Raw genomic sequence first — 26,398 nt, 5'->3', positions numbered from 1 at the left:
GATGGCCTGCTTCTCTATTCTAAAGGAGTTAATTTCCACATTTGTCCAAATGGATAGGTGGAAGAGGAGGTAAATGAAAATTGGCTTTAGCATTATTTGGCGCAGTTGAATCTGGAATTATCTATGCAATCATGGCTTTAGGGGTATATTTGACCTTCCGAGTATTGGACTTCCCTGATTTAACGGTAGACGGTAGTTTTGTAACTGGTGCCGGAGTTGCGGCAATATCCATTTCTAATGGAGTTTCACCTGTTATTGCGACATTAATGGCAATTGTTGCAGGATTTATTGCTGGTTGCATTACTGGGCTACTGCATACTAAAGGAAAAATTAATGCTTTATTATCGGGAATCTTAATGATGATTGCATTATATTCTATTAATCTACGTATTATGGATTCACCTACAGTTTCCTTACACAATAGTCCAACTATCTTCTCCCAGCTTCGTGATATATGGCCTGCTGGTATCGATAGTTTCTTTAATGGCATTTTTACTGCACTGGGATCAGAACGAGCTCCAGCTACATGGGTCATTGTATTTTTCATGATAATCGTAACGCTAGGAATTAAATTCTTTACTGATTATTTCTTGAAAACAGAAGTTGGCTTAGCATTACGTGCAACTGGAGATAACCAAAAAATGATTCGTAGTCTTTCGGCAAATACAGATAACCTAATTGTATTAGGAGTAGGAATCTCCAATGCGATGGTTGCGTTAAGTGGTGCCCTGATTGCCCAAATTGGCGGTTTTGCTGATGTATCCATGGGAATTGGGATGATTGTTATCGGATTAGCATCCGTTATTATTGGGGAGGCATTGTTTGGTAAAAAAACCATCGCTATTGCTACCATCGCGGTCATCGGGGGAGCAATCGTGTATCGTATGGTCGTTACCTTAGCCCTTCGCGTTGATTTCCTGGAAACTGGGGACATGAAAATGATAACTGCATTTATTGTAATGGTAGCTCTTATAGCACCTAGAATTATTCAAGCTCGTAAAGATAAGAAGCGCCGATTACAAAAGCGCGCTGCTCTTGCGGGATTAAAGGAGGGTGCATAAAATGCTACATGTAAAAGACGTCGCCATTACATTTAATGAAGGTACTCCCGATGAAAAGAAGGCATTACAAGGGATTAATCTTGAACTCCATAAAGGTGAATTTGTAACAGTTATCGGAAGTAATGGAGCCGGAAAATCTACTCTTATGAATGTAATCTCTGGAAACTTAGTACCCGATATCGGTGAAGTGATTATCTCAGAAAAGGATGTCACAATGCTACCTGAATTTAAGCGTTCGGCTTACATTGGGCGTGTGTTTCAGGATCCGATGGCTGGTACTGCACCTTCCATGACCATTGAAGAGAACTTAGCAATGGCCTATTCTCGAATCAGAAAAAGAAAATTAAAGCCAGGTGTTACCAAGCAGCGTAAAGCTGAATTCAAAGAGCATTTGCGTACATTGAATCTGGGATTAGAAGACCGTCTGAACGCTAAGGTCGGGTTATTGTCCGGTGGAGAACGCCAAGCCCTTTCCTTATTGATGGCAACCTTCACTAATCCTAACATTCTTTTACTTGATGAACATACTGCTGCACTTGACCCAGCACGTGCCGAATTGATTACGAACCTTACCAAGAAGGTTGTAGATGAACATGAATTAACCACATTAATGGTAACCCATAACATGCAACAAGCACTTGATTTAGGGAATCGTTTAATCATGATGGACAAAGGACAAATTATATTAGACATCAATGGCGAAAAGAAACAAAATCTAACCATTGAGGATCTATTAAAAGAATTCCAACGAATACGCGGAGAACAGTTTGAAAGTGACCGTGCTGTGTTGGGATGATGATAACAGGAGCGCTTACCGCGTTCCTGTTTTTCTTTTCCTTATGTGGGTGGGAGGAAGTTTGTAAAAGATTTAGAAGGATTAAAACTTATTGTCATTGATGAAACTACACTTATCATACTCCCACCCTCCCCACTAAAAACCAGTTTCATGAACATTTATAAAAGGAGTCGAGTCAAAATGTCTCCGAGAACAGGTCTCATGAACATTTATAGAAGAAAACGAGTCAAAATGTATCTGAGAACAGGTCTCATGAACATTTATAGCAGAAATCCAGCCAAAATGTCTATGATAACAAGTCTCAAGGACACTTTGAGAAGAAATCGAGTCAAAATGTCTATGACAACAAGTCTAAGGAGCTAACCCCTCATCAACCTCTACCAAAAACTCCTTAATACTCTTATCCCGCACAATATAATCTGCATAATGATCCATTGGCGTTGCTTCGCGATTAACGATAATGAGCTTAGCGCCTTGCTCATGCGCAATCATAGGAAACATATTAGCGGGTGTCACGGTTAACGAGGAGCCAAGTACAATAAATAAGTCTGCCTTTGACGTTTCAATTTCTGCCTTGTAAAAAACATCCTCCGGTAGCATTTCGCCGAAGAGAACAATACCAGGGCGTATCGGCCCATCACAATATTCACATTGGCTCTTTCCGTTCAAATATTCCTCCCTAACCTGTTCTCTCTTACACTGATTACAGTAAAAGTTACGAAATGTCCCGTGTAGTTCCATCACATTCTGGTTGCCGGCATCATGGTGAAAGCCATCAACATTCTGTGTGATTATTCCATTTATTAAGCCTTCTTTTTCCCACTTTCCGAGCACGAAATGTCCTTCATGTGGTTGATACTTATCAATTTCCCGAAGCCTGTACTGATAAAACTCTGTAAACTCTTCAAAATTACTATCTAAAGCATGCACATTCGCTAGCTCATCTGGGTTAAATTTGGTCCATAGTCCTCTATTTTTGGAACGAAAGTCTGGTAATCCACTCTCGGTTGACATCCCAGCCCCGGTAAAGACAATGGTATAAGAAGATGAACGTATAAGTTTAATTATTTCTTTCATTACTTTACACCTCCATATAATTAATGCTATTGTATCCAATAAATAATTATTTTCCTAATCTATTAAATTGGATTGCAAAGAATATAAGACTATGATATAGTCTATTAATACAATATATTGTAATAGTACTGAAAATTAAATACTATATATAGTACCATAAGTAATGGTGACAAATATTGTCTGAAAAGGGAATTCAGTTAGAAGCTGGAGCTGTCCCCGCAACTGTAAGTGTCGACGAACGAGATATCCACTGTATCCACATGATATGGGAAGGACTCTAGTAGATTGAAGCACAAGCCAGGAGACCTGCCATCACTTAAAGTTTCATTTTTCTTCGGGTTGAAAGAACATGAGACGATGGAGTTATGCATATTGGATAATTTCTGTCGTTTTTATGTGCCGTTCATCCCTTGGGTGAGCGGCTTTTATATTTTAGGAGGTTATACGGATGTTAACAGAAACAACAACGAAAGAAAGTATTGATGAACTAATTAGTTTTGCTATGAAAGACTTACAAATCAATTCCGCGGAATGGAATGTGAATATTCCTGATGAATTTACAATTGAAAAAGCTGCAGATTATCTTGCGAAGAAAGCACTGGAAAACATGGATGAGGCAAATCCTAATTGGACATTTGTTGCCAGTAGATTTTTATTACAAAGCTTGTATCATCAAGCAGCTAATAATCGTGGTTATGATGGAGCAAAAAAATACGGAAACTTCTATAACCTACTAGAAATGTTAACGGAAGGTGGCATTTATACCCCTAAGTTATTAGATAAATACAGTAAAGAAGAAATAGATTTTCTTGCTGGAAAAATAAATCCAGAACAGGATCTCACTTTTACATATTTAGGACTATATACCTTAGCAAATCGATACTTAGCAACAGATCACGAAAAGAATGTTTATGAATTACCACAAGAGCGCTGGATGGTTATTGCCATGCATCTCATGCAAGACGAAGATCAATCGGTGCGATTAAATTTGGTACTAGAGTCATATTGGGCCTTAAGTAATTTATATATGACAGTGGCAACACCCACCCTGGCTAATGCGGGGAAAACTCATGGTCAGTTATCGAGCTGTTTTATTGATACAGTGGATGACAGCTTGCAGTCCATCTATGACAGCAACACCGATATCGCAAAGCTTTCCAAAAACGGTGGCGGAATTGGTGTCTACATGGGGAAAATTCGCGCAAGGGGAAGCTCCATTAAAGGATTTAAAGGAATGTCAAGTGGTGTGGTTCCTTGGATTAAGCAGTTAAATAATACTGCGGTAAGTGTCGATCAGTTGGGTACTCGCAAAGGCGCAATCGCATGCTATTTGGATATATGGCATAAAGATATCGAATCTTTTCTCGACTTAAAATTAAATAATGGTGACGACCGTATGCGTGCCCATGATATTTTTACCGGAGTATGTATTCCGGATTTATTCATGGAACAGGTGGAAGCACGAGGTGATTGGTATTTATTTGATCCACATGAAGTTCGTGAAGTGATGGGGTTTTCTCTAGAAGACTTTTACGACGAAGAAAAGGGGAGTGCTTCTTGGCGAGAAAAATATGTTGAGTGTGTCGGGAGTAATCAGTTATCCAAGAAAAAAGTGCCAGCAATTGATATCATGAAGCGAATTATGAAGTCTCAATTAGAATCTGGTACCCCGTTTATGTTTTACCGAGATGAAGTGAATAGACAAAATAGCAATAATCATAATGGGATAATTTATTGTTCCAATCTGTGTACAGAGATAACGCAAAACCAATCTCCGACTGAGTTTTTGGAGGAACATACTGACGAAAATGGCTATCTTGTGAAAAAGTATAAGCCAGGTGATTACGTTGTTTGCAACTTGAGTTCCATTAACTTAGGGAAGGCTGTTACAGAAGAAGTACTAGAACGATTAATCAAAATCCAAGTACGAATGCTTGATAATGTGATTGATATTAATACGTTACCTATTATGCAAACTCAAATGACCAATCAAAAATACCGCGCAATTGGCCTGGGAACTTTTGGTTGGCATCATTTACTCGCCAAGAAGAACATTCAATGGGAATCTGAAGAGGCTGTTGAATTTGCAGACGAGCTTTATGAAAAAATTGCCTATTTAACGATTCAAAGCAGTATGGAGTTAAGTGCAGAAAAAGGAAGTTATCCTGCTTTTTCAGGAAGTAAGTGGAATACAGGTGCCTATTTTGACGATAAAGGATATACCAGTCCCGAATGGCAGGAATTAAAGTCGCAAGTAATGGCAAATGGAATGCGAAACGGATACTTAATGGCTGTCGCACCGAATTCTACTACTGCTATGATTGCAGGATCAACGGCGAGCATCGACCCAGTTTTTAAGTCTTTTTACCATGAAGAAAAGAAGGACTTTAAGATTCCAACAACTGCACCGGAATTGGATCATCATACGTACAATATTTATCGTCGATCCGCTTATATTGTTGACCAACGCTGGTCAGTTAAACAGAATGCTGCTCGTCAAAAACATATTGATCAAAGTATTTCCTTTAACTTTTACGTTCCAAACACAATCCGAGCTTCTGTCTTACTCGATTTACATCTTCAAGCATGGAAGGAAGGGTTGAAAACAACCTATTATGTAAGGTCAACCTCAAATGATGTCGAAGAATGTGAGTGGTGTCAAAGTTGAGAGTAGCAATAGCTTATTTATCATACAGTGGAAATACGGAAGAAACGGCAGAGCTTATTCAGAAAAAACTTCTTTCTCGGGAAGCATCGGTGGATATGCACCGGATTGGTATTGATGCACCTATCCATCCATCTAATTATGACGTTCTGTTACTTGGAACTTTTACGTGGGCAAACGGCTCTACACCGGATGAAGTGAAGGACTTTGTCCTGGAAATTGGTTATAAGCCAACTAACATTGCCGTTTTTGGTACAGGAGATACGCAATTTGGATACTTTTGTGGTGCAGTAGATAAGCTTGTTAAATTCTATGGTTGTAAATGGCCAGGATTAAAAATTGAGCAATCACCTAGAGGGTCTCAAGAAAGTTTAATCGATACATGGTTGAAAGGAGTAATGCAGCATGGCAAGCGTATTGCTTAATAAGGCGAAAACAATGGAACCGCGATTCCCAAATAAATCAACAAAGGTATTTGGCGGAGAGTCTAGTGGAATCTTGAATTGGAATGATATTAAGTATCCACATTGGTATAAAATGTACAAGCGGTTAGTGGGAAACTACTGGCAGGCTGATGAAATTAATATGTCTTCCGATGTAAAACAGTTTCCGATGCTAACAGAAGCGGAACAAGACGCATACTTAAAAATAATTGGCTTGTTATCAACTTTAGATGCACCGCAGACCAGAACGGCATTGCTCATTTCATTGCATGCAACAGATTCATCCGTACAATCGATAATGGCTGTGATTGCTCAACAGGAAGCGGTACATAATGAAAGCTATTCATATGTCCTTTCATCGGTTGTATCGTTAATGGAGCAAAATGAAGCATTCCAGCTCGGGAGAAAGGACCCTATTTTACTAAAAAGAAATGAAAGACTAATCGAAGGGTACAATCTTTTTGTTGAAGAGCCTAGTGTTGAAAACATCTTGAAGACCCTCGTATATACTGCTCTATTAGAGGGATTATTCTTCTACTCTGGATTTGCTTTTTTCTATAACCTGGCAAGGGATAATAAAATGGTTGGAACTTCTACAATGATAAGTTACATTAATCGGGATGAACTGGAGCATGGGAGATTTATATCAGAGCTGTTCCGTGCAACACTTACAGAATATCCTGATCTTAACAATGAGGATTTTGTGAATTGGGTATATCAGGAGTTCAGAATCGCGGTCGATCTAGAAATCGAATGGTCTACTTATGTTCTATCGGCGATAGAGGGAATAGATTTAGAGCAAATGCAAGGATATATCAAGTACCGAGCAAACAAAATGCTCAGATTACTTGGATTAAGTGAAACTTATCCTGACTATGTGGAAAATCCAATGAAATGGATCAGTGCTTATGTTGATAATATAGATGGGACAAAAACAGATTTCTTTGAGCAAAAATCCAGACAGTATACAAAAACCAGCGATTTAAATGGGTTCGATGACTTATAAAATCTATTCGTCTCCTTCTTACAAGCGGAGTGTATTTCCGTAGCGGGTATGATGCTCTCAAGTATTAATTATTAGCCGAACAGCATCTATCAAAAGCAAAAAGAAAAATCCGAACTAATGTAAATTCCAATAAAAGAATTTATCATTACTGTTCGGATTTTCTCTAATTAAGAACTATTGTCTTGTTATCTTCATAATGCTTAAGAAGAAGAACCTTCTCTCGAAACTTCTTTCTCCTTTTTAGCGGTTTTACCAGATAGTATCCAACCAAACACCGCAATTCCAAGTAGAATTACCCAGAATGCGATAGTCCATCCAGTGCTATGTGGGAAGTCATGTGGTAAAATGCCAACCTTATCATGACTTAACGTGATAACAGCAAGTTTTACCCCAACCCAAGCAACGATTAAATAAGCTGTTGTTTCAAGACCAGGACGTGTATCCAATAGGGTTACAAACCAACCTGCAGCAAATTTAATAAGAATTAATCCAGCGATACCAGCTAGAACAACAATTAAGAACTGTCCAGTGTCCATTCCACCAAATTGTCCTAAACCTGTTACTGGTAGAACAATTGCAAGTGCAACGGCAGCTAGGATAGAGTCAATTGCAAATGCCAGGTCAGCTAAACCGATTTTAGCAACTGTAGGCCAGAAACCTTTTCCGGCAGTTTCTTCGGCTGCATCTTCTTTATGTTCTTCTGGTCCTTGAATGACATGTTTAACTCCTAAGTAAATCAGGTATGCGGCACCAATTGCTTGAACCTGCCATACGTTTGCGATAAACGAAATAGCAAATAGTGCAGCAAAACGGAACACAAATGCCATGATAATACCATAGTTAATTGCCCTCTTTTTCTGATCATCAGGCAAATGCTTTGCAATAACTGCTAAAACAAGTGCGTTGTCAGCAGACAAAATACCTTCTAACCCTATTAGTATTAATAAAGTCCAGGCATATTCTAGCCAAATTCCTTCCATCAAACCTTCTCCTTCCAAAATAAAAAATAGAGGCTATTACCATTTAACATGATAAAGGCCTCTAAAAAAGTATAGACCTTTACCACATTGGCAAAGGTCTTGCTAACAACACCGTGGGTTGCCAGGTATGCCGAGAGTACAAAGATACTCTGAATTGACGACATAGCTGTTAAAGCTACTCCCCTTTGAAATTATAGTATTATTATAATCCTAAATGTGGATGTATGTCAATAGATTGTCTTTACTTGGGTGAGTGCCCTTACCTAACTATAGTTTGTTTTACTAAATTTCTTTTATACCAGTATGTCATCAGGACCCAATTGCAATTTCTGGAAGTGGGATAAAAGTTGCTAGAACCTAATAGTACCTCCTGTTACACTATCAATCACTATGTCGCAATCTACTTTTGCACATAATACATAACGATTCGATTTGTTTTCCTTCACATATACCGGCGTAACGTTAATATGTTTAAACATCTTTTCTAGTGCATCATCTTTAGTGATGGATGTATCCTCAGACTCCTTATAAGAGGAGTACATATCAAGAATAAATTGATTATCCCAATAATTTGCTGCCTTATAATGATCTCTACTAATGATGACCTTTAATTTTCGCTGATAGGGTTTAAACATATCACCCTTCAGTTCTGTAATAATATAGTCCTTCTCTGGATACATACCTGTTACAGTCCAAATTCCTGAATCCTTAGGGAAAAGACTACTAACAAGCTTCTTCGTTTCCTCTAAACAGTGCTCGACCTCTTCCTCTGAGATTGGTGTTACAGTCACCTTTTTCATTGCTTCCTCATAAGAAACTTCGGTAGAAAAATCGATGTCTTTAGGTGTGAACTTATATGTACTAGAACTCTCCCATTTTAAATTGACATCTAAGTCTACAAAGGTGTTCAAGTTAAATAGTTCTTCAGGTAAAATTATTTCTGACTTATCATTACGGATGAAGAATGGTTTTAAGTGCCAGATATTAACCCACTTTTCTTCTTCTTCAATTGGCGTTTCAACTAATTCTACATGTTGTTTCATTTCTTCCAGTAGATCCTCTTTTGTTAGAGAGAACGGCTCCCATTCTATATCATCCTCTGTTGGAAAAACACCATCTATTGAGAAAAGGGTAAGTTGATTGCGATCGTTAAAGGCAACTTCTATATTTCCTGTTGGTGCTACTTCCATATTATCGACGGTGGCATGGAAGGTAAATTTTCTCTCGCTTTCTTCAATCAGCTTGAATTGTCTTCCAAACATCATGTCGGTCATTCCCTCAACCCAATCGATTACTTCCTCCACCTCAGGCGTAGGGAAAATTCCTTCTATAGCATAAGAAACATCATTTACAAAAATGATCCTTCTTAATTTGTTTGTATGAAGATCGACATCCATTACAGCAGAACCATCAGGATTAAAGTCCTCATCATCCTTATCTACTTGATTAGTTGGAAACCACTCTAATGAAAGGATGTAGCTAGTTTTATTATCCATATTAGTCTCTGAGAATATATGATTTCGTTTCAATTCATAATGTTCTAAGCCATACTTGTCTTGTAGCTCTGCCGCGATGGCTTGAATATGTTCATTCATTATTATCCCTCTCTCTGCCTGGATTCGATAACATTATAACAGAATAGATAAAAATTTTTAAAAAAGTACTTTACCTTCCCCTTAGGGTAAGGTTTATAGTTGTATCAAGGGGGAATTGTAACTATGAAAATAAAAGAAGCGGCTAAAATCTTAAACACAACCACAAAGACACTTCGGTTTTATGAGAGTAAAGGGTTAATAACACCGGAGAAGGATGAAAATAATCAATATCGTATCTATACGGAATATGACTTGTACCGGATTAATACGATCTTAGCATTGAGGGAAATAGGTGTTTCTGTTGAGGAAATAAAAACATTACTTAATAACCCGAATTTAAGCATGAGTCAATATCTAGACATTCAACGTTCTGCTCTGTTTGAACAATGGATTGAAATGCGTGATATGATTGAAACGATTGATCAAATGTTAGATTCAGGAAGTAATTCCGTTGATAACATCCATCAACTAGCCAATCACTTAAAAAATCTGAAAGAAATTCGAAGTAAATGGCAAGACCGTTGGAATTTTGATGACCAGGCAATGGATTATGATGAAAACATCAAGAAAGAAGGGCATGTATTTAATGTCCACGAAGGATATGACGAGGCGCTAGCTACAGTTGAAGAAAAGGTGCATATACAAGCGGAGGATATTGTGTTAGATATAGGCATTGGAACTGGTAACTTAGGTTCCAGGTTCTTAAAGAAAGAGGCACATGTAATTGGAGTTGATCAATCTGAGAAAATGCTAGAAATATGTAAGGGAAAACATCCTGAGATTGAAACAAGAAAAGGCCATTTTCTTGCCTTACCCCTCTTGGATCATTCTGTCGATGCAATAGTCTCTAGTTATGCATTACATCACCTACCAGACGAAGAGAAGTTACTAGCATTAATAGAAATGACAAGGGTACTAAAAAGCAATGGTCAAATCTGTATCGCAGACCTAATGTTCGAAAACCAAGCCAATCGTAAAAAGGTATTAGAAGCCTACCAAGAAGCAGGTAATCAAGTTGCAATTGAAGTAATTCATGATGAATACTTTGCAGATAAGTCAATACTGGCTAATTGGTTAAGTGAAAATGGATACCAAGTAGAAATAATTCAATTTAATGATATCTTAGGGCTGATTTACGCAAAAAAATATTGAAACCCATGTTAACTACCCTTAATATAGAAAAAGAGACAGACGTTTACTAGAGCATACGAAACTAGTTAAGGGGATGAGAGAATGGATATTACAATTAAAAAGCGTGAGGCCATTAAAGCGGTTGGTGTCCGTTGGCAAGGAACATTTCAGCAAGCACAAGCTGGTGAAATCAAAGATATCATGCAGCAATTTCGCATGAGGTTAGCGGAACTGCCTGACACGATTAATAAAGAATCTATTTTTGGTGTGTCCTATGATATAGATGATAAAGGATTTACATACTATCTTTGCTGTGAAGTAAATGAGGAGAATACAGTACTTGAGGATATGGTGGAAGTCAATGTACCTGCTTTAACCTATGCAAGCTATCAACACAAACCTGAAGAAGATGTTAGTGAGTCCTACACAGCTGTCTATAATTGGATTAAAGAAAAAGGCTATCAATTGAATGATCAAATTAATCTTGAACATTTAGAAATATATCCGTCTGATTATCATCCAATTAACGAACGTCCAAGATTAACAATAAATATTCCAGTAAAGCCACTATAAAAAAGAGAATGTCTCGTGTTACGGTAATTTTCAGGTGCCTATCACGAGACATATTTTTTTATTCCCAAAAGTATTCAATTAGTCCCATAGTAATCGCTCTAGCAACTTTCTCTTGATAACTTTCCGTTTGGAGTGTTGCAAGTTCTGTTGTATTGGTTATAAAGCCTAGCTCAACTAATATGGCAGGACTTTTATTATCCCTAAGGACGCGATAATTAGTTTGGATAACCCCTCTATTTCGTAACGGTACCTCTTGTGATAGTGCATGTTGGATATGCTTCGCAAGTCTTTGCCCACTTTGATAATAATAGGTGTTGATACCACCAACATATTCCTCGGAAAAAGCATTAAAATGAATACTAATAAAGGCATCTGTTTCCGCTTTATTACTAATTAATACACGATCCTTTAGGGGGACAAAGGAATCGTCTGCCCTTGTTAAAATAACCGCAGCACCACTCTTTGTTAGTTGCTCTGCAATCTTAAGTGATGTTACAAGTATGAGATCTTTTTCTAGAACACCGTTATGTCCAATTGCACCAGGATCTTTCCCACCATGTCCGGGATCAATTACAATTGTATACCCTGCAAGCAATCCATCTGGTAAGAAGACTTCCTTTTCTTGAATAGGTTCTAAATGTTTTGAAGCTACCCAAACCGCATTTCCATTGTAATAGGTTTGAACCCATCCGGAATTTTCACCGAATATCTTAACCTGATTCCCTCTCTTTAGTTTACCAACAATTTCTGCTTGTTCAGACGGGGCATTACGGATATTTAACCAATCTGCATTGACTTTATAGATTTGATCCTCTTTTGCGTGTGCAGTAGTAGCTAAGGTGACCGTAAGAAAAAGTAAACAAGTTACTAGTAAAGAGATATGTTTTATATAGTACATGTGAAACTCCTTAAATAAAAAAGTACTCCAATGTAAGATTTTCCTTAAATCCCTATTTTTAAACAAACAATTTTCTCAAAGCGAATTGGCAGGAAAATAGAAGGTACTGTCGAAATGATTAAAGAATGAAGAAGTAAACAACAGACTTACAATAGCAAGGCAATTCGGGAGGAGAAAAGATGGTAGAAAATAAAGTGGTATTCATAACAGGAGCAGCAAGTGGAATTGGGTATGCAATCGGGAAAGAATTCGCAGAACATGGTTCAAAGGTTATGCTTTCAGACATGAATCAGGAAAAACTAGATGAGGCAGTGGCAGGGTTAAAGGATTTAGGATATGAAGTATCTGGAATACGATGTGATGTCACCAGTGAAAAAGATATTGGAAAAGCTATTGAGCATACAGTATTTGAATTTGGAAGGTTAGATGTAGTAATTAATAATGCTGGAATGCAGTATGTTTCTCCGATTGAAGATTTTCCAACCTCAACTTTCGAAAAAATGACCCAAATCATGCTAGTTGGACCATTTGTCGCTACTAAATATGCACTACCTATTATGAAAAAGCAAGGAAGCGGAAGGATTATTAATATGGCTTCTATAAATGGATTAATCGGTTTTGCAGGAAAGGCAGCTTATAATAGTGCCAAACATGGCCTAATTGGATTAACTAAAGTTGCTGCTTTAGAGGCAGCAGAACATGGAATTACCGTTAATGCAATATGTCCAGGATATGTAGATACACCACTAGTTCGGAACCAATTACAGGACTTAGCAACAACAAGAAATGTAGCACTAGACCAAGTATTAGAAGAGGTAATTTACCCACTTGTACCACAGAAAAGACTCCTCGATGTAGAAGAAATCGCAAACTACGCAGTATTTCTAGCAAGCGAAAAAGCAAGAGGAATAACCGGACAAGCAGTAGTATTAGACGGAGGATACACAGCTCAATAAAAAAATGCCTCATAAGTGGAAAATTCCCCTAATGAGGTATCTTTATTTTGCTATCTTTTTAAAGAATATTGTTAATCGCATAATTGATTAGAGACAATGCAGTAACTAAGTATTTTGGATAGAGCACCGTACCCGCTACGGAAATACACTCCGCTTTTACTGTCAGCACAGGGGCGACATCTGCTCGAGAGAACCGTCGCAGTGTCTACCTTGCCGCGGGCCAACAGGATGTTGGTCACAAAGGCGTTGCCTCAGGATGAGGCGCACTTAGCCTTTGAACCCCTATTTAGTCTTGCGGGGTCTCACCGATGCCTATCCTCCCGCAGGACAATGGTTTTCGGTGGGGCGAGTAATCGCAGTCCCAAGGGACGCTACGAAAGCGATACATCGCACGCAGAAAAAGTGTTTTTCTTTTTCAAGGAGTCTCCGTGTATTTCCTTCGCTAGTAACGATTTAAAAGGTTTTAGAATCTCTAAATCAATAACACGATTCAATAACTAACAATAATTAGAAATCAAAACTAGCGTAGGCAGAATACGGAGACTCCTGCGGGAATAGCACGTGTCCGAAGACCCCTAGAGAGGCGAACTTTCCTCGAGGAGGCTGAGGCCGGGCCCGCGGAAAGCCGAGTATTCTGCCAAAGCGGTAACATTCCACTACCCCCCGTTAATTATGTGGAAGAGTTATGAATATGTATCGCACAGTTTCTATCAACTATAAGAAGCACCAAACATTTCAAAAACAACATAAAATAAATTTATCGAATAAAATACGAATAATGGTAAAATAGAAAGTAAAAGTTAAAAATATTTTATCTACTTAAAACAGGGGGATTATTATGGAAGATCACTTTACAAAACCAAAAAGCTTCGGGGCAGTGTTAGACCAAACATTCCGCTTAAGCAAAAATAACTTCTCAACATTTTTTATGATCATGTTAATCGTTGTAGGACCAATAGTAATATTGGATGCAATAGTCTCGCTATTAGCTGGCTCAAGCTTCTTTCGTGAGGTGTCTAGTGGAGGTTCTTTCTTCGAACAATTATCCAACACAGTCGATGACTCTCTTTACGGAACAACTACACTTGCTGAGGACCTCGGAGCAATAATAGTGGGCCTTGCAACTATTGTATTATATCCAGTAGCGCAAGCAGCAGTTATTTACGCAATTGAAGCGATACGTGATAAAGAAGAATTTACTGCAGGTTCTGTCATTAAACAAGCATTCTCACGATTCTGGCCAATTTTTGCTAGTTCTCTTTTATTTGGAGTCATTGTATTTGGAATGATATTAGTATCGGTCATCATCATCACTGTCATTACGGCGGGTGGTGCGCTTGTAAATCCATTAGCAGGAGTGATCTATTTTATCCTCTTATTTTTAGCTTTTGGTAGTGTGGTTGCGTACTTTCTCACGAGGTGGAGCCTCTACCTTCCAGCAGTAGCATTTGAACCATGCGCACCTGGTCTTGGTAGAAGCTGGCATTTAACACGGAAGAACTTTTGGAGAACATTTGGACTGATTGTGGTCATCGGTGCGATTACCATCATTATTAGTGTCGTATTTGATTTACTTGGTACTGCTTTTCTAGGATATAGTGTCCTATACTCCATTATTATTAATATCGTTACCATTATTACAACAGTGTTTTTCTCTGTTGGTTATGCCCTTATTTATTTAGATTTGAAATTACGTAATGATGGCGATGATTTAATGGAAATGATTGAAGACTATGAATCTCCCAATCCATAACCCCTAAATTAAGGTGATGAGAATGATAGATGTAAACCAAGCAAGAGACACATTGGAAGAAATAATAAATACTGGAGAATACCAGATATACTACGAAGACAACCGAAATTTCCTAGAGAAATGGTGGGACTCGGTTGTGGAATGGTTTCAAGAACTATTAGCGAAGATTTTCACTTCGCTCGAACCATCTAATGGATTTGCGACAGGTCTAGTCATCATCATAAGTCTAGTTGTCCTCATTTTGGTGATTATTGCGATCTTCTTTTTTGTTCGGTACTTCAAGAGAAAAAATAATTTCAAAGAGCAGACACCGTTATATCATAAGAGTGAGAGAGACTGGACCTATCATGATCATATAGCGAAGTCCAAGGAACAGGAGAAAAAAGGAGATCTTCAAGCTTCAACACGCCATTTATTTCTTGCTTTACTATTGTATTTCCATGAAAATGGCTTTTTAGAAGCAAGGATTTGGAAGACCAATTGGGAGTACTTCGAGGAATTGCGGCGTTTAGATAATCAACGAGCAGAGAGCTTTAATCAGTTGGCTAGGGAATTTGATGATGTTGTTTATGGAGAAAGAAAGGTAGAAACAGCATCCTATGAAAGCTACAAGCGAATGGTTCTACAGTGGATGGAAGAGCCACCCGAAAGTGGAATGGTAGAAGGGTAAGGGGGGCGATTTAGAATTGCAGAAATCAAATAAAAAAACATGGGTTGGACTCGCGGTACTGTTAATCATCTTCGTCACCGTTAGCGTTGTGCTTAATACAAATAAGCCAAAAGATTACCCACCATTTCTTTCTACCTCGCCCTCACCATCAGGGGTGAAAGGTTTTTATACATATATGGAAGAAGAGAATGGTACCCAGCTCTTTAAACATGAGCCCTCTCTATTACAGAAAGAAGAGGGTAAACTTCTTCTTATGGTTGAGCCTGCATTAGTTACAGAACAGGCTATCATGGAAGATTACATTGAATTTGTAGAAGCGGGGAATACAATCCTGATTTTTAAGCGTAATTTAGAAGGAATGTTCGATATAAGTACAGACTTTGGTGTAATGGATAGTGAAACTACCACATTAAAAAGCGATGATGGAACTAAATTTAACGTAACAATGTTCTCACAGGTACGACTAATACCTGAAGATGGTGATCAAGTCTTACTGCAAGATGATTTAGGTGCTATTGCCATAAAGCGTGAAATTGGTGATGGACATTTAATAGCAGTAAATTCCCCTGACTGGTTAGTTAACCAATATATTTTGGAAGAAGATAATCTTGACGTCGTTCTCGGATTGCTAGAAGAAGAAAGTTGGAATGGTGTGTTATTCGATGAGTATACCCATCAATCCAAAGGAAACGGTGTGATAGAGGTCTATCCAATGTGGTTACTAGTAGCAGGATTACAATTGATCCTATTAACTCTATTATGGTTGCTCTATAAAGGAAAACGATTCGGGCCAATCCAGATTCCAAGAGAGGATTATGTTCGTTTCAGTGATGAGCGAATAACGGCACTTGCTACTTGGTATCAAAAGGGTAAGGCTTACCAGGAATCACTGAATAACCAAGCAGAGTATCTACGATTAATCCTCAGAGAAAAATGGGGCATATCCCATCAAAAGGAATGGAAGGATCTAAAAGAACTACTAATAACAAAAGTTAATGAGATGACGAGTGAAGATTTGTCTACACTCTTAGATGAGATAGAGTCGGTACTGAAAAAACAACAGATAACGAAGCAAGAATACTTATTATGGTCTAAGCGTTTGGACCGATTACGGAAAGAGGTGGAGGAAGGATGAGAGCGGAATTAACATCCTTAATCGAAAACTATGAAAGAAGAATACTAGGACAATCTACCAATCTACGTTTGTTATTATCTGCAATCTTGTCAGGTGGGCATGTACTCTTAGAAGGTGTGCCAGGTACAGGTAAAACACAGATGGTGAAAACACTTGCTAATCTACTTGGTGGTGAATTTAATCGAATTCAATTTACACCGGATTTACTGCCAAGTGATATTACAGGTAGTACGATATACAACATGAAGGATAGTACATTCCAGACTTTGAAAGGACCTATATTTGCCAATGTGTTATTAGCAGATGAAATAAACCGTACTCCAGCTAAGACTCAAGCTGCATTACTGGAGGCAATGGAAGAGAAGCAAGTTACGATTCAAGGGGAAACCTATCAACTTCCAGAAGTTTTCTTTGTTGTTGCAACACAAAACCCAATCGAATTTGAAGGGACGTATCCTCTTCCAGAGGCACAACAGGACCGTTTCCTATTTAAATTACATATTCAATTTCCCAATTTAGAAGAGGAGACTAATGTACTAAAAAATGTACTAGAAAATAAGCATTTCATTAAAGAACTACAGTCTGTAATGGATATGAATACATTCTTATCCATCCGAGAAGAAATCGAAGCAGTGACAGTTAGTGAAGAGGTCTTAGCCTATATAATGCAAATTGTCCGTCGTACAAGGGAAACCGACACTATTCGTTTCGGCGCTAGTACAAGGGCTGCCATTGCAGTTGGAAAGGCGGCTCGTTCTTGGGCTTATTTACAAGAGCGTGATTATGTAACACCAGATGATGTCAAAATGGTAGCAAAACCAGCATTACGCCATCGTATTCAGCTATCTCCACATATGGAATTGGAGGGAGTGAACATTGACCAAGTTATTGAAGAACTTGTGGGGTCGGTTCCTGTTCCAAGATAGAGGGATTGTACCGACGAAGAGATTTCTTGTCTGCTATCTCATTATTTCGTTTACTATTACGTTATTAACTTTAGTTGGTATATCCTGGGTAGCTCTACTTGCATTAAATGGAATGGTTTTACTTGTCAGTTTCATAGATTTATTTTTTACACCAAGAAGAAAGCAGCTTATTTTCAGACGTAGTATGCCTAAGCAACTGGAAAGAGGAATTACCTATTCGGTTGGGATTGAGGTAGAGAACCTATCTGACTTAACTTGTAATGTTCAATTAATCGATGGGACACCTCAGTCCTTTGAGGTGAAATTTCCATTGAATGGCGTACTACCAAAGAAAAAGACAGTAAACCTATCTTATGACTTTAGTGCACCGGTCCGAGGTGTATATGAGCTTAATAAGCTATATATTCGATATGTTAGTAATTTGGGGTTGTGGAAAAAGCAAACGGCTGTTGAGGTAATGGATGAGGTTCATGTTATTCCAGACTTGACCGAGACAAAGAAATACTTAGAGGATGCACAAAAGTACCTCATGCATGAGGGGATGAAGGTTCGGAAGCGTAAGACGGGTGTTGGAGAGTTCGCACAAATTCGTAACTATGTAGTTGGGGATGATCCAAGAAAAATCAATTGGCGTCAAACTGCTAAATTGCAACAGGTGATGACCAATGAATTTGAACCAGAACACGGGAAACATGTGTTGATTCTAATTGATTGTGGAAGGATGATGGGGGCGGAATTACGCCATACTAATCGACTAGAAAAAGCATTGGAAGCGGCAATTACAGTTGCAGCGGCTGCGCTTGGTAATGGTGATTACGTAGGAGTTATTGCCTTCTCAAAACAAGTTTCTGTTTTTGTTCCTCCTGATAAAGGAATGGGACAATTACAAAAGATTTTGGACTCTGTTTATAAATTGGAAGTCGATGCATCAGAATCTAACTATCTACAAGCATTACAATATCTACAATCCGTTCAAAAGAAGCGTAGTTTAATACTATTATTTAGTGATATTCAAACATTTTTGCAAGAAGACCTGACACTATCATACTTTGAAGGGATTAAGAAGCGGCATTTATTCTTATTAGTCACAGTGGAAGATGAGTTGATAGCAAGACGAGCTAAAGAAGATCCAACCAGTATCCATCAAGCCATGGTAAAAGGTGTTGCCCAACAGCAAATACTACACAAGAAAACACAGAAGGCGAAATGGGAGAAAAGAGGATTTGTACTGGTTGAGGCAAAGGAAGAACGGCTCGCAACCGATGCCGTCTCCCATTATATTCATATTATGAATCAAGGCTTACTTTAGTTTGCTTTTGTTTCGGTAGCCATTTCCCTAGGGCAATATAAGAGACCATACCAATTACAGTTATTCCTGCGACCGCATATTTTGCTTCTAATGAAATAGAAGCAGGAGTGATAAAGCCTTCAATGATACCAGCTATAACAAATAATGGGACAGTACCAAGAAATAGCTGTACGGCACGTTTCCCGTGATATTTTAATTGATAGGCACGGGAATACTTTCCTGGTGCGAAAAGTTTATAACCCATTAATAGTCCAGCCCCACCAGCAATGAAAATGGCTGTTAACTCAATCATGCCGTGTGGAACAATATAGGCCCAGAATTCATAGGTCATGTTATAGTGCCAGAAAAGGCCTGCCAAAGCACCAACTAATAGACCGTTAAATACCATTAAGTAAATCGTTAATATTCCAAACGTAATGCCGCTTGCAAATGCTAGAATGGCAACTTGAATATTATTCGTCATGATTTCAGCGGACACAAGGGAAGAGTCAATGGCATCATGTCCTTCACCTAATCGTTCAGGATCAACATTTTGAGAAACATCAGCAGGTAGAACAGAATAGATATGAAGTGGATCATCAACAATAGCCAGGAACCCTGCTAAGCCACCAGCAAAGAATAAGAGCATGGCAACAACAATGAACTTCCATTGTTCATATAATAAGCCAACGAACTTCCTAGTGAAAAAATCTCGTATTTGTTTACCACTAGTAATCTGGTCCTTATAAAGTAGATTGTGAGATTTCGCTACCAGATCATTTATATAATAGGTAACATCTTCATTCGGAAAATAGGTCTGACTATAGGATAAATGCTGAGCTACCTTCTGATATAAACGGTCAAATTCAGAAATAGTCTCACTGGAGAGATGTTTTCTCCCTTTATTCAATTGGCTTATATACTGTTCAAGCTGTTTCCATTCTTCGCGGTGAAGCTTAATGAATTGTTTAATATCCACTTCAGAACCTTCTTTCCGGGATTAGTTATTATCTTTTATTATAATTTAAAATAGTGAAACATCAACAGGGGGGTCCGAAATGAATCAGGGACAAATAGAAATAAAGACACCGGAATTTGTTTCCTTGAACTATCAAATAGCAGGACTAGGTAGTCGCGGAGCTGCAATGCTTATCGATCAATTATTATTACTTGTAGCAAACATTGTCATATACCTAATCTTTCTAATGGCAAATGTATCAGACATATTTTATCTATCCGATTCATGGGTACCAGTTGCAGTTGCCATCATTCTTGTATTTATCATCAATTGGGGATATTTCTTTGTGGCCGAGTTTTTCTTCGGTGGAAAAACTCTTGGTAAGAAGTTAATCGGTATTCGAGTAATTCAAGAAAATGGCCATAGTATCACATTGTTATCCAGTTTAATACGAAATCTCTTGCGTATTATTGACATGCTTCCAACTAGTTATTTCTTAGGGATGGTGTTTATCTTCTTTCATTCTAAACATAAACGACTAGGTGATATGGTTGCAGGCACGATTGTTGTACATGAACGTGCTGCTAAAAAAGAGGGTACCTCTAAGATTGACAAAGAAATTTTGCGACGTGGTTTAACGAAAGATAGTTTGGCGCTAAAAGATTTCGCGCTTCGCTCATTAGGGAAAAAAGAGTGGGAGCTACTAAGGATTTACAGTGGGAAATTCCTGAATATTAAACTGAATGATAGAGTACAGCTTACAAGACAACTTGCCACAAAACTATTGCCAAAAATCGGGTTAGATGCAAGAGATAAAGAAATTCTAGAACTAGAAAATATTCTCCTTACACTTTATCTGATTACGAAGGATGAATGGGAGTATGAATTATAACTGTAGTTAGAGTTACCTTTGGAGTAGGGGTCTGTAAATTCAAAACAATCCCTTGCATAACAAACGATTTGCGATAGAATATAGACAGGCATGATATCGCTGGATCGGGTGGGGACTCTTTCCCTTCTGGACGCCATTGTATGGTGAAAGGAGGGGATGTCTATGGAGATAGTACTATCGTATATGATTGTACTATTTGCAGGTGGGACTTTTTTAGTAACACTGTTAAACTTCATTAGACAATTAATCAAAGATTTGATTAATAAAGGTTGAACCCCACCCTTTGTTCGCTAAAACAAAATAAGGGTGAGGTTCTTCAAAGGAATATTTTGTCCAGTGGGGAATCCACCTGAACATCAGTATCATGCTAAACCGGGAATGCTACCAACATTCTCGGTTTATTTATATTATTACTCTCTAACTGATATTATACATATTGCTACAGAAAATGTCTATTCACTCTTGCTAACCAACGCTTTACATATCTTCATTTTGCCCATGTTGCAAGAGAATAATCAGGTGACTTTAAGGTCTATTCGAACCCCATCTCCCTAGAATCCTATGAACGAATCCACTTCCAAATCTCACCAGGTGTAGCGTTTTTACCATACATTAAAATACCAACCTTAAATATCTTACCTGCTAATTTCATAAATAATAGAATACTGATCACAAGAACGACGATGGCAATGATGATTTCCACCCATGGCCATTCATCTAGAGCGGTTAATCGCATAATTAGCACACCCGGTGATGTGAATGGAACATAGGATGCAACTTTTGCAACTATGCCACTTGGATTACTTAATACCGGTGCCATTAATACAAAGGATAGGAATGGTAACATCATAACTAATCCTTGGAAGTTTCCGCTTGTTGTCATATCAGCCATTGTAGCCCCAATTCCAACAAAGATGGCAGCAAATAATAGATAACCAAGTATCGCGATGAATACTAGCAATAATGTTTCAGGTACGAATAAATACTCAATAATTGGTTCATCAATTTTAGTTGCAGCGAATGGTACAACGAAGATGAGTAAGACAACAACTTGGATCAGTCCAAGTACGAAATATCCAATTATCTTACCATTCATAAGCTCGCCAGGAGTTACAGAGGACAAGATGATTTCTGCAATTTTATCTTTTTTCTCTTGGGATGCGCTTTGGAAGATCATCATACCAGTCACAACTATTGCAAATAGTATAATACCTGCAAAGAGACCCGGTACTAATTTCTCAAGTGGGCTATCTAAGGAAATAGACTCCTCTGCTCCTGATTGTTCTGCTACATAATCCTCGGCAGAAGTCTCTTCAAACACAACATTACTAGAGATGATTGCTAACTCCTCATCTGTTAAATCTAATTGAGAGATTCTAAGTTGTTGTAGAGGACCTGTTAGTAATTGAACCTGAGAGCTGAACCCTGATTCGATTTCATCTGTTGTATATACTGGAATAACGCCATTTTCTAATGCTTCAGATGTTAGGAAGATATAAGCGGTATCCTCATTGTTTTCTAATTCAGCAGCTATGTCGCCTTCTGATAAATCTGTTTGATGTAAATCCCAATCTAATTCGTATTGGTCAACTGCTTCTGTAAGCATTGCAAAAACATCCAGTTGATCATTTACAAAAACAGTTGTCTCGGATGACTCATCATCTGAACCAAATAAACTTCCTAAAAATCCAAATCCAAGAATAAGGATAGGTGTTAGGAATAGGCCAATGACAAATGATTTATTCTTCATATTTCGCTTTATTTCCCATTTTGCTACTTTCATCGAGTTACGCATCTAGTTCACCTGCTTCCTGGATTAAGTTTTTATTGGTGGCAATATCAATAAATATTTCATGTAGTGAAATACGATTCATCTTTAATTCATGTACCACGACATTGCTAGGTAAGGCTTTTAGCCAGCTAGTTGGCTCAACATCTTGTTCTAGAAATAGTACGGCTGATTCGTCTTTTTGTTCCACTCTTTGTACATGAGGAATACTTTCTAATAATTCCAGATTATTTTTACCTCGGATCGTACATTTAAAGTTCGCATATTTTGTCTTCACTTCATCCAATGTACCGTAAATGACCTTTTGTCCATTTTGGATCATAAATAATCGGTCACACATTTCCTCTACTAAATTCATTTGGTGTGAAGATAGTAGGATCGCTGTCCCATTGTCTGCTAAATTTCGGATTTCATCTTTAAATAATTCCTGACTAACAGGGTCTAAGCCTGAAAAAGGCTCATCTAAGATAAGTAGTTCTGGTTCATGTAGGATAGAACCGATAAATTGTACTTTCTGTCCCATTCCTTTGGATAATTCATCGATAGAAACCTTATCTTTTCCTTCTAAATCAAATTTCTTTAAGTACATTAAAATTCTCTCTTTAGCCTTATCCAGTGGATAATCCTTTAAATCTGCAAGATATAATAAAATATCCATTACCTTTACGTTCTTATAAAGGCCGCGTTCCTCTGGCAAATAGCCAATCTTATGTCTTGGAATTTCCTTTCCTTCGTGATTATGGAAAGTAATAGAGCCTTTATCTGGATACATAATTCCCATGATATTTCTAATAGTCGTTGACTTCCCAGCACCGTTAGGCCCAAGAATAGCAATGATTTCGCCTTTTCTTACTTCAAAGGTAATTCCTTTTAAGGCCTGCTTATTTTTAAAGGATTTTTCAAGGCCATTCACTGTTAACATGACTTCCATGTTGTATTCCTCCTACATTTTTTTATTATTTAGCAAGATGGTAATAATGTCATCTAACTCTAAAGAACTACGATTACTCCATTGGATCCCTTTCGCTTCAAGGTAAGCTTCTGTTTCCATTGGATTATCAGATATAATCATCCTATCTTCACGGGTTACTTCACCCGGAATCCTTGTGTCTGAAAGTGAATCACGTAGCCAATAACGGGCATAGGTAGAAGTAAGTTCCTCTTTTTCAAAGTGACCTAACATTTTCCCGTTATGTAATACGAATAAGTAATCGGAAAGTTTCTTAATATCGTCAATTTGATGACTGGCAATTAAAATAGATCGATTACCAGATTCCATCCATTCAACAAGTAAATCAATTAATAATTTCTTAGAAGGGATATCCATAAAGGATGTTGGTTCATCTAAAATCAGTAATGGTGCATTTCTTGGAATGGTAAGAGCAAGATTTAATTTTTGTTGAACACCTTGAGACAACTTGGCGAATTTCTTGCCAAGTGGAACTTCAAATAGTTCAACCATTTTTTGAAAAAGCGCCTCATCCCAGTCCGGGTAAAGTGGAGCAATCAACTTCTTGAGCATCTCACCTGTAAATGCATCCCATCCGATAATGGTTTGTGGTTGATAGGCGACTAATCGTTTCCAGTTTTCATTTTCTCCGTGGACAAACATGTTATCAATCTTAATGTTTCCGTGATCTGGTTTTACAAGATTCATAATGGTTTTTAGTAGGGTGCTTTTCCCGGAACCGTTATTTCCTATTAAGGCAGTAATGGTTCCGGGCTCTAGTTTTAAGTTAATTGGTCCAAGATGAAAATCATCCATAACTTGTTTCTCTAAATCCGCTATATACAATAGTGGCTCCATATTAGTGATCTCCCTTCCCCTTTGGATATGTATGAAGTATTTCAAGAAAAATATCTTTCACTTGTTCGAGAGTATAATCATAGTTAAGTGCTGTTTCTATCGCATTTTCCATTATCTTGTGAACAGAGGATACTTTGACTTCTTGTTTAAGATCATCTGCTAATTCAGCAACAAACGTCCCCTTGCCTTGAAGTGTTTGGATAAAGCCTTGTACTTCCAAATCCTGATATGCCCGACGAGTTGTGATAATACTTATTTCAAGATCCTTGGATAATGCTCGGATAGAAGGGAGTGGTGTTCCCGTTGTGAGATGTCCACCAGCTATCAGCGCTTTGAACTGATTAACAATCTGATGATAAATTGGCTCTCGTGAATCTTTAGATATCTTGATTGGAAGCTCCAATGCATACACTCCTTTCCATTAGAGATAGTCCGTCTTTTTCATTTGTTTTAGCATTTTCGTTTTCCAATAATGAAGACCAATTACTGCAAACATAATGGATAGGATTGCTGATGCCAAACTCCACTTCTTAGCGAAGATAATGGACCATTCCACTATTCCATAAGTAAATAAATAGGGCATAAAGAAAATGAAACCGATGATGGAAGCAATCAATAGAATACTTAAAATATAGGTTGATTTCTTGTTGTTCATATTGGTCCCAACATCCGCAGTAAGTACACTAAGCCCCGCATATATACCAAAAGATAACCAGATGATAACAAACGATATATAAGCATCTAAGCTCATAGAGTCTCTTATTTCCGGACTAAATAGATATAACATGATTAACATATATAACTGGAATGGTAGGGAACTAATTAGATAAATAATAATTGATTTTAAAATAATTACCCTATTTGCAACTGGTAAATGTAGCCCCATAATGGTGGCTGGGGATACCCAAGTATTCCCACTTACTTGTTGTAACTGTAAACCTTTTACCCGGAACCAAACAGGTCCAAATACAAAAAGCATCAAGAGAAACAAATCCAATCCAACAAATCTTGATTCCTGGGCTTGGAAACCTTGGATAAAGAGAAAAGTAAAAAGAGAATAGAACAGATACTGTCCGATATAATTAATCCAAGATACCTTTAACTCCGGTTTCGATAAATGTAAAGCAAGAAACAAATGATTACGCAAGAAAAACACCTCACTAACTATAGCTTATCGTGTTAAGTACTTTCTTCATTTTAGAATTCCATAGAATATAACTAATCATGATAAGAATAATAGATACTCCTGTTACTAATATTGGCAACTCTTTTGCAATCATAATGGACCAATATACGATCCCATGACCAGATAATGAATGAACCATGATGATGAAGAAGAATAATAAAACACACAGTATGATTAAAATAATACTTAAACCAGAATTAGATACCCAAAATCCTCGTACACCTAAACTCAGCCTAGGAACTAGATATCCACTTAAGAAGGAAAGGGATAACCACATAGCAACAAAGGAGATAAAGGATCCCACTGATAATATGCTAAAAAGTGGTGTTGCAAAGTAGATGGCAATAAGCCCTATCAGTTGAACAGGGAAAGTATAGATACTATGTATAATCAACCTGCTTTTAATAATGGTATCATGATTTAGGGCTAAGTGTTGCTGCATGACAACCATAGGGGAAGCGATAAACCGGTAATTAATATGTTGAGTTTCAAAGCTTTTGGGCTTCGGTATCAGTGGAGATAAGCCAAATACCGTTAGAAATAAAAAGTCAATGAAAGCTGTTCCTTCTTCTAAGTAAGAAGGCAATTGGGTAATAAATACAGCCATAAATAGCCCTGTTACCAGATAAGCAAGTAGAATATTATAAATGGATTTTTGTAACTCTAATTTTGTAATTTCAAACGCATATCGCCAATTATTCAATAGAGTACTCCTCCTAACCAAGTGTTATAGTGTGTATGTCTATATACACAGTATAACTACACGGGAAAAGGATGTCAATACTTTTAGGTGTGAATGAATCGAACAAGCAT

The 26,398-nt window shown here is 37.7% G+C and carries 25 protein-coding genes and 1 riboswitch; of the genes, 14 read left to right on the top strand and 11 right to left on the bottom strand.

The features are described from left to right. The first annotated feature begins 80 nt into the window (after nt 1-80). Both BN999_RS16070 and BN999_RS16065 read left to right on the top strand, forming a co-directional pair. Complete coding sequence (locus BN999_RS16070; RefSeq protein ID WP_096273021.1) at nt 81-1,061, top strand: ABC transporter permease; 981 nt, start codon at nt 81-83, stop codon at nt 1,059-1,061. A gap of 1 nt (nt 1,062) precedes the next feature. Then, nucleotides 1,063-1,857, top strand: a complete 795-nt coding sequence (locus BN999_RS16065) for an ABC transporter ATP-binding protein (RefSeq protein ID WP_096273019.1) — start codon at nt 1,063-1,065, stop codon at nt 1,855-1,857. 351 nt (nt 1,858-2,208) lie between these two features. Here BN999_RS16065 and BN999_RS16060 read toward each other — a convergent pair whose 3' ends face one another. Beyond that, nucleotides 2,209-2,934 carry an SIR2 family NAD-dependent protein deacylase gene (locus tag BN999_RS16060; protein WP_096273017.1) on the bottom strand — a complete coding sequence of 242 codons (726 nt, stop codon included), beginning with the start codon at nt 2,932-2,934 and terminating at the stop codon, nt 2,209-2,211. A gap of 147 nt (nt 2,935-3,081) precedes the next feature. Continuing rightward, nucleotides 3,082-3,262: riboswitch (cobalamin riboswitch) on the top strand. A 120-nt stretch (nt 3,263-3,382) separates the two neighbouring features. On the opposite strand from BN999_RS16060, the gene BN999_RS16055 reads away from it, so the two are divergent. The 3 genes from BN999_RS16055 to BN999_RS16045 are packed head-to-tail and all read left to right on the top strand — an operon-like array spanning nt 3,383 to nt 7,048. Beyond that, complete coding sequence (locus BN999_RS16055; protein WP_096273015.1) at nt 3,383-5,602, top strand: ribonucleoside-diphosphate reductase subunit alpha; 2,220 nt, start codon at nt 3,383-3,385, stop codon at nt 5,600-5,602. Next, complete coding sequence (locus BN999_RS16050) at nt 5,590-6,024, top strand: flavodoxin (protein WP_255247493.1); 435 nt, start codon at nt 5,590-5,592, stop codon at nt 6,022-6,024. The genes BN999_RS16055 and BN999_RS16050 overlap by 13 nt, the downstream gene beginning before the upstream one ends. Next, on the top strand, nt 6,005-7,048 hold the full coding sequence (locus BN999_RS16045) for a ribonucleotide-diphosphate reductase subunit beta (protein ID WP_096273011.1): 1,044 nt from the start codon (nt 6,005-6,007) through the stop codon (nt 7,046-7,048). The genes BN999_RS16050 and BN999_RS16045 overlap by 20 nt, the downstream gene beginning before the upstream one ends. A 200-nt stretch (nt 7,049-7,248) precedes the next feature. On the opposite strand, the gene BN999_RS16040 is transcribed toward BN999_RS16045, so the two are convergent. After that, nucleotides 7,249-8,028: a TerC family protein gene (locus BN999_RS16040; protein WP_096273009.1), complete on the bottom strand. Its 780-nt coding sequence runs from the start codon at nt 8,026-8,028 to the stop codon at nt 7,249-7,251. A gap of 350 nt (nt 8,029-8,378) precedes the next feature. After that, nucleotides 8,379-9,623 (bottom strand): hypothetical protein, encoded by a 1,245-nt coding sequence (locus BN999_RS16035; RefSeq protein ID WP_096273007.1) that lies wholly within the window; start codon nt 9,621-9,623, stop codon nt 8,379-8,381. Nucleotides 9,624-9,746: 123 nt separating this feature from the next. Between BN999_RS16035 and BN999_RS16030 the strand changes: the two genes are divergently transcribed. After that, nucleotides 9,747-10,775 (top strand): MerR family transcriptional regulator, encoded by a 1,029-nt coding sequence (locus BN999_RS16030; protein WP_096273005.1) that lies wholly within the window; start codon nt 9,747-9,749, stop codon nt 10,773-10,775. Between the two features lie 81 nt (nt 10,776-10,856). Then, on the top strand, nt 10,857-11,327 hold the full coding sequence (locus tag BN999_RS16025) for a GyrI-like domain-containing protein (protein WP_096273003.1): 471 nt from the start codon (nt 10,857-10,859) through the stop codon (nt 11,325-11,327). Between the two features lie 58 nt (nt 11,328-11,385). Here the strand turns inward: BN999_RS16025 and BN999_RS16020 are convergent, their stop codons facing one another. Further along, the gene (locus BN999_RS16020; RefSeq protein ID WP_096273001.1) at nt 11,386-12,225 is read right to left on the bottom strand and encodes an N-acetylmuramoyl-L-alanine amidase; all 840 of its coding nucleotides are present in this window, start codon (nt 12,223-12,225) and stop codon (nt 11,386-11,388) included. Nucleotides 12,226-12,404: 179 nt separating this feature from the next. Between BN999_RS16020 and BN999_RS16015 the strand changes: the two genes are divergently transcribed. The 6 genes from BN999_RS16015 (at nt 12,405) to BN999_RS15990 (ending at nt 18,974) form a co-directional block, all read left to right on the top strand. Next, nucleotides 12,405-13,181 (top strand): 3-hydroxybutyrate dehydrogenase, encoded by a 777-nt coding sequence (locus BN999_RS16015; RefSeq protein ID WP_096272999.1) that lies wholly within the window; start codon nt 12,405-12,407, stop codon nt 13,179-13,181. Nucleotides 13,182-14,019: 838 nt separating this feature from the next. Next, nucleotides 14,020-14,934, top strand: a complete 915-nt coding sequence (locus BN999_RS16010) for a hypothetical protein (RefSeq protein ID WP_096272997.1) — start codon at nt 14,020-14,022, stop codon at nt 14,932-14,934. 22 nt (nt 14,935-14,956) lie between these two features. Continuing rightward, on the top strand, nt 14,957-15,604 hold the full coding sequence (locus BN999_RS16005) for a DUF4129 domain-containing protein (protein ID WP_176482005.1): 648 nt from the start codon (nt 14,957-14,959) through the stop codon (nt 15,602-15,604). A gap of 16 nt (nt 15,605-15,620) precedes the next feature. Continuing rightward, complete coding sequence (locus BN999_RS16000) at nt 15,621-16,739, top strand: DUF4350 domain-containing protein (RefSeq protein WP_096272993.1); 1,119 nt, start codon at nt 15,621-15,623, stop codon at nt 16,737-16,739. Next, entirely contained in the window at nt 16,736-17,665 is a 930-nt protein-coding gene (locus BN999_RS15995) for an AAA family ATPase (protein ID WP_096272991.1), read from the top strand. Before BN999_RS16000 ends, BN999_RS15995 begins: the two co-directional genes overlap by 4 nt. Beyond that, nucleotides 17,628-18,974: a DUF58 domain-containing protein gene (locus BN999_RS15990; RefSeq protein WP_255247492.1), complete on the top strand. Its 1,347-nt coding sequence runs from the start codon at nt 17,628-17,630 to the stop codon at nt 18,972-18,974. Before BN999_RS15995 ends, BN999_RS15990 begins: the two co-directional genes overlap by 38 nt. Here the strand turns inward: BN999_RS15990 and BN999_RS15985 are convergent. Continuing rightward, complete coding sequence (locus tag BN999_RS15985; RefSeq protein ID WP_096272987.1) at nt 18,952-19,932, bottom strand: stage II sporulation protein M; 981 nt, start codon at nt 19,930-19,932, stop codon at nt 18,952-18,954. The two genes, BN999_RS15990 and BN999_RS15985, sit on opposite strands and share 23 nt — an antisense overlap. Before the next feature lie 79 nt (nt 19,933-20,011). Here BN999_RS15985 and BN999_RS15980 point away from each other — a divergent pair, with 79 nt between their 5' ends. Beyond that, nucleotides 20,012-20,803 carry an RDD family protein gene (locus BN999_RS15980; protein ID WP_096272985.1) on the top strand — a complete coding sequence of 264 codons (792 nt, stop codon included), beginning with the start codon at nt 20,012-20,014 and terminating at the stop codon, nt 20,801-20,803. A 559-nt stretch (nt 20,804-21,362) separates the two neighbouring features. Here BN999_RS15980 and BN999_RS15975 read toward each other — a convergent pair. From BN999_RS15975 to BN999_RS15950, 6 genes are read right to left on the bottom strand one after another with little or no spacing between them, the layout of a single operon-like run. Then, a complete protein-coding gene (locus BN999_RS15975; RefSeq protein ID WP_096272983.1) occupies nt 21,363-22,598 on the bottom strand; it encodes an ABC transporter permease in 1,236 nt (411 codons plus the stop codon). After that, the gene (locus BN999_RS15970) at nt 22,591-23,523 is read right to left on the bottom strand and encodes an ABC transporter ATP-binding protein (RefSeq protein ID WP_096272981.1); all 933 of its coding nucleotides are present in this window, start codon (nt 23,521-23,523) and stop codon (nt 22,591-22,593) included. Before BN999_RS15970 ends, BN999_RS15975 begins: the two co-directional genes overlap by 8 nt. A gap of 12 nt (nt 23,524-23,535) precedes the next feature. Then, the gene (locus BN999_RS15965) at nt 23,536-24,399 is read right to left on the bottom strand and encodes an ATP-binding cassette domain-containing protein (RefSeq protein ID WP_096272979.1); all 864 of its coding nucleotides are present in this window, start codon (nt 24,397-24,399) and stop codon (nt 23,536-23,538) included. Nucleotide 24,400: 1 nt separating this feature from the next. Continuing rightward, a complete protein-coding gene (locus BN999_RS15960) occupies nt 24,401-24,811 on the bottom strand; it encodes a GntR family transcriptional regulator (protein WP_306419015.1) in 411 nt (136 codons plus the stop codon). Nucleotides 24,812-24,820: 9 nt separating this feature from the next. Beyond that, nucleotides 24,821-25,546, bottom strand: a complete 726-nt coding sequence (locus BN999_RS15955) for a hypothetical protein (protein ID WP_096272975.1) — start codon at nt 25,544-25,546, stop codon at nt 24,821-24,823. A 13-nt stretch (nt 25,547-25,559) separates the two neighbouring features. Beyond that, nucleotides 25,560-26,288 carry a hypothetical protein gene (locus tag BN999_RS15950; protein WP_096272973.1) on the bottom strand — a complete coding sequence of 243 codons (729 nt, stop codon included), beginning with the start codon at nt 26,286-26,288 and terminating at the stop codon, nt 25,560-25,562. Nucleotides 26,289-26,398 lie beyond the last annotated feature (110 nt).

Source organism: Paucisalibacillus globulus, assembly GCF_900184735.1.
GTDB lineage: Bacteria > Bacillota > Bacilli > Bacillales > Amphibacillaceae > Ornithinibacillus > Ornithinibacillus globulus_B.
The sequence above is the reverse complement of the archived record's forward strand: the minus strand, read 5'-3'. Positions and strand labels throughout refer to the sequence as shown.

Excerpts from the sequence above, each read along its gene's own strand:
- BN999_RS16020 (WP_096273001.1), bottom strand. The coding sequence starts at position 12,225 with ATGTACTATATAAAACATATCTCTTTACTAGTAACTTGTTTACTTTTT.
- BN999_RS16025 (WP_096273003.1), top strand. The coding sequence starts at position 10,857 with ATGGATATTACAATTAAAAAGCGTGAGGCCATTAAAGCGGTTGGTGTC.
- BN999_RS16030 (WP_096273005.1), top strand. The coding sequence starts at position 9,747 with ATGAAAATAAAAGAAGCGGCTAAAATCTTAAACACAACCACAAAGACA.
- BN999_RS16010 (WP_096272997.1), top strand. The coding sequence starts at position 14,020 with ATGGAAGATCACTTTACAAAACCAAAAAGCTTCGGGGCAGTGTTAGAC.
- BN999_RS16015 (WP_096272999.1), top strand. The coding sequence starts at position 12,405 with ATGGTAGAAAATAAAGTGGTATTCATAACAGGAGCAGCAAGTGGAATT.
- BN999_RS15975 (WP_096272983.1), bottom strand. The coding sequence starts at position 22,598 with ATGCGTAACTCGATGAAAGTAGCAAAATGGGAAATAAAGCGAAATATG.
- BN999_RS15965 (WP_096272979.1), bottom strand. The coding sequence starts at position 24,399 with ATGGAGCCACTATTGTATATAGCGGATTTAGAGAAACAAGTTATGGAT.
- BN999_RS16060 (WP_096273017.1), bottom strand. The coding sequence starts at position 2,934 with ATGAAAGAAATAATTAAACTTATACGTTCATCTTCTTATACCATTGTC.
- BN999_RS16045 (WP_096273011.1), top strand. The coding sequence starts at position 6,005 with ATGGCAAGCGTATTGCTTAATAAGGCGAAAACAATGGAACCGCGATTC.
- BN999_RS15995 (WP_096272991.1), top strand. The coding sequence starts at position 16,736 with ATGAGAGCGGAATTAACATCCTTAATCGAAAACTATGAAAGAAGAATA.
- BN999_RS16005 (WP_176482005.1), top strand. The coding sequence starts at position 14,957 with ATGATAGATGTAAACCAAGCAAGAGACACATTGGAAGAAATAATAAAT.
- BN999_RS15980 (WP_096272985.1), top strand. The coding sequence starts at position 20,012 with ATGAATCAGGGACAAATAGAAATAAAGACACCGGAATTTGTTTCCTTG.
- BN999_RS16065 (WP_096273019.1), top strand. The coding sequence starts at position 1,063 with ATGCTACATGTAAAAGACGTCGCCATTACATTTAATGAAGGTACTCCC.
- BN999_RS16035 (WP_096273007.1), bottom strand. The coding sequence starts at position 9,623 with ATGAATGAACATATTCAAGCCATCGCGGCAGAGCTACAAGACAAGTAT.
- BN999_RS16040 (WP_096273009.1), bottom strand. The coding sequence starts at position 8,028 with ATGGAAGGAATTTGGCTAGAATATGCCTGGACTTTATTAATACTAATA.
- BN999_RS15970 (WP_096272981.1), bottom strand. The coding sequence starts at position 23,523 with ATGGAAGTCATGTTAACAGTGAATGGCCTTGAAAAATCCTTTAAAAAT.
- BN999_RS16055 (WP_096273015.1), top strand. The coding sequence starts at position 3,383 with ATGTTAACAGAAACAACAACGAAAGAAAGTATTGATGAACTAATTAGT.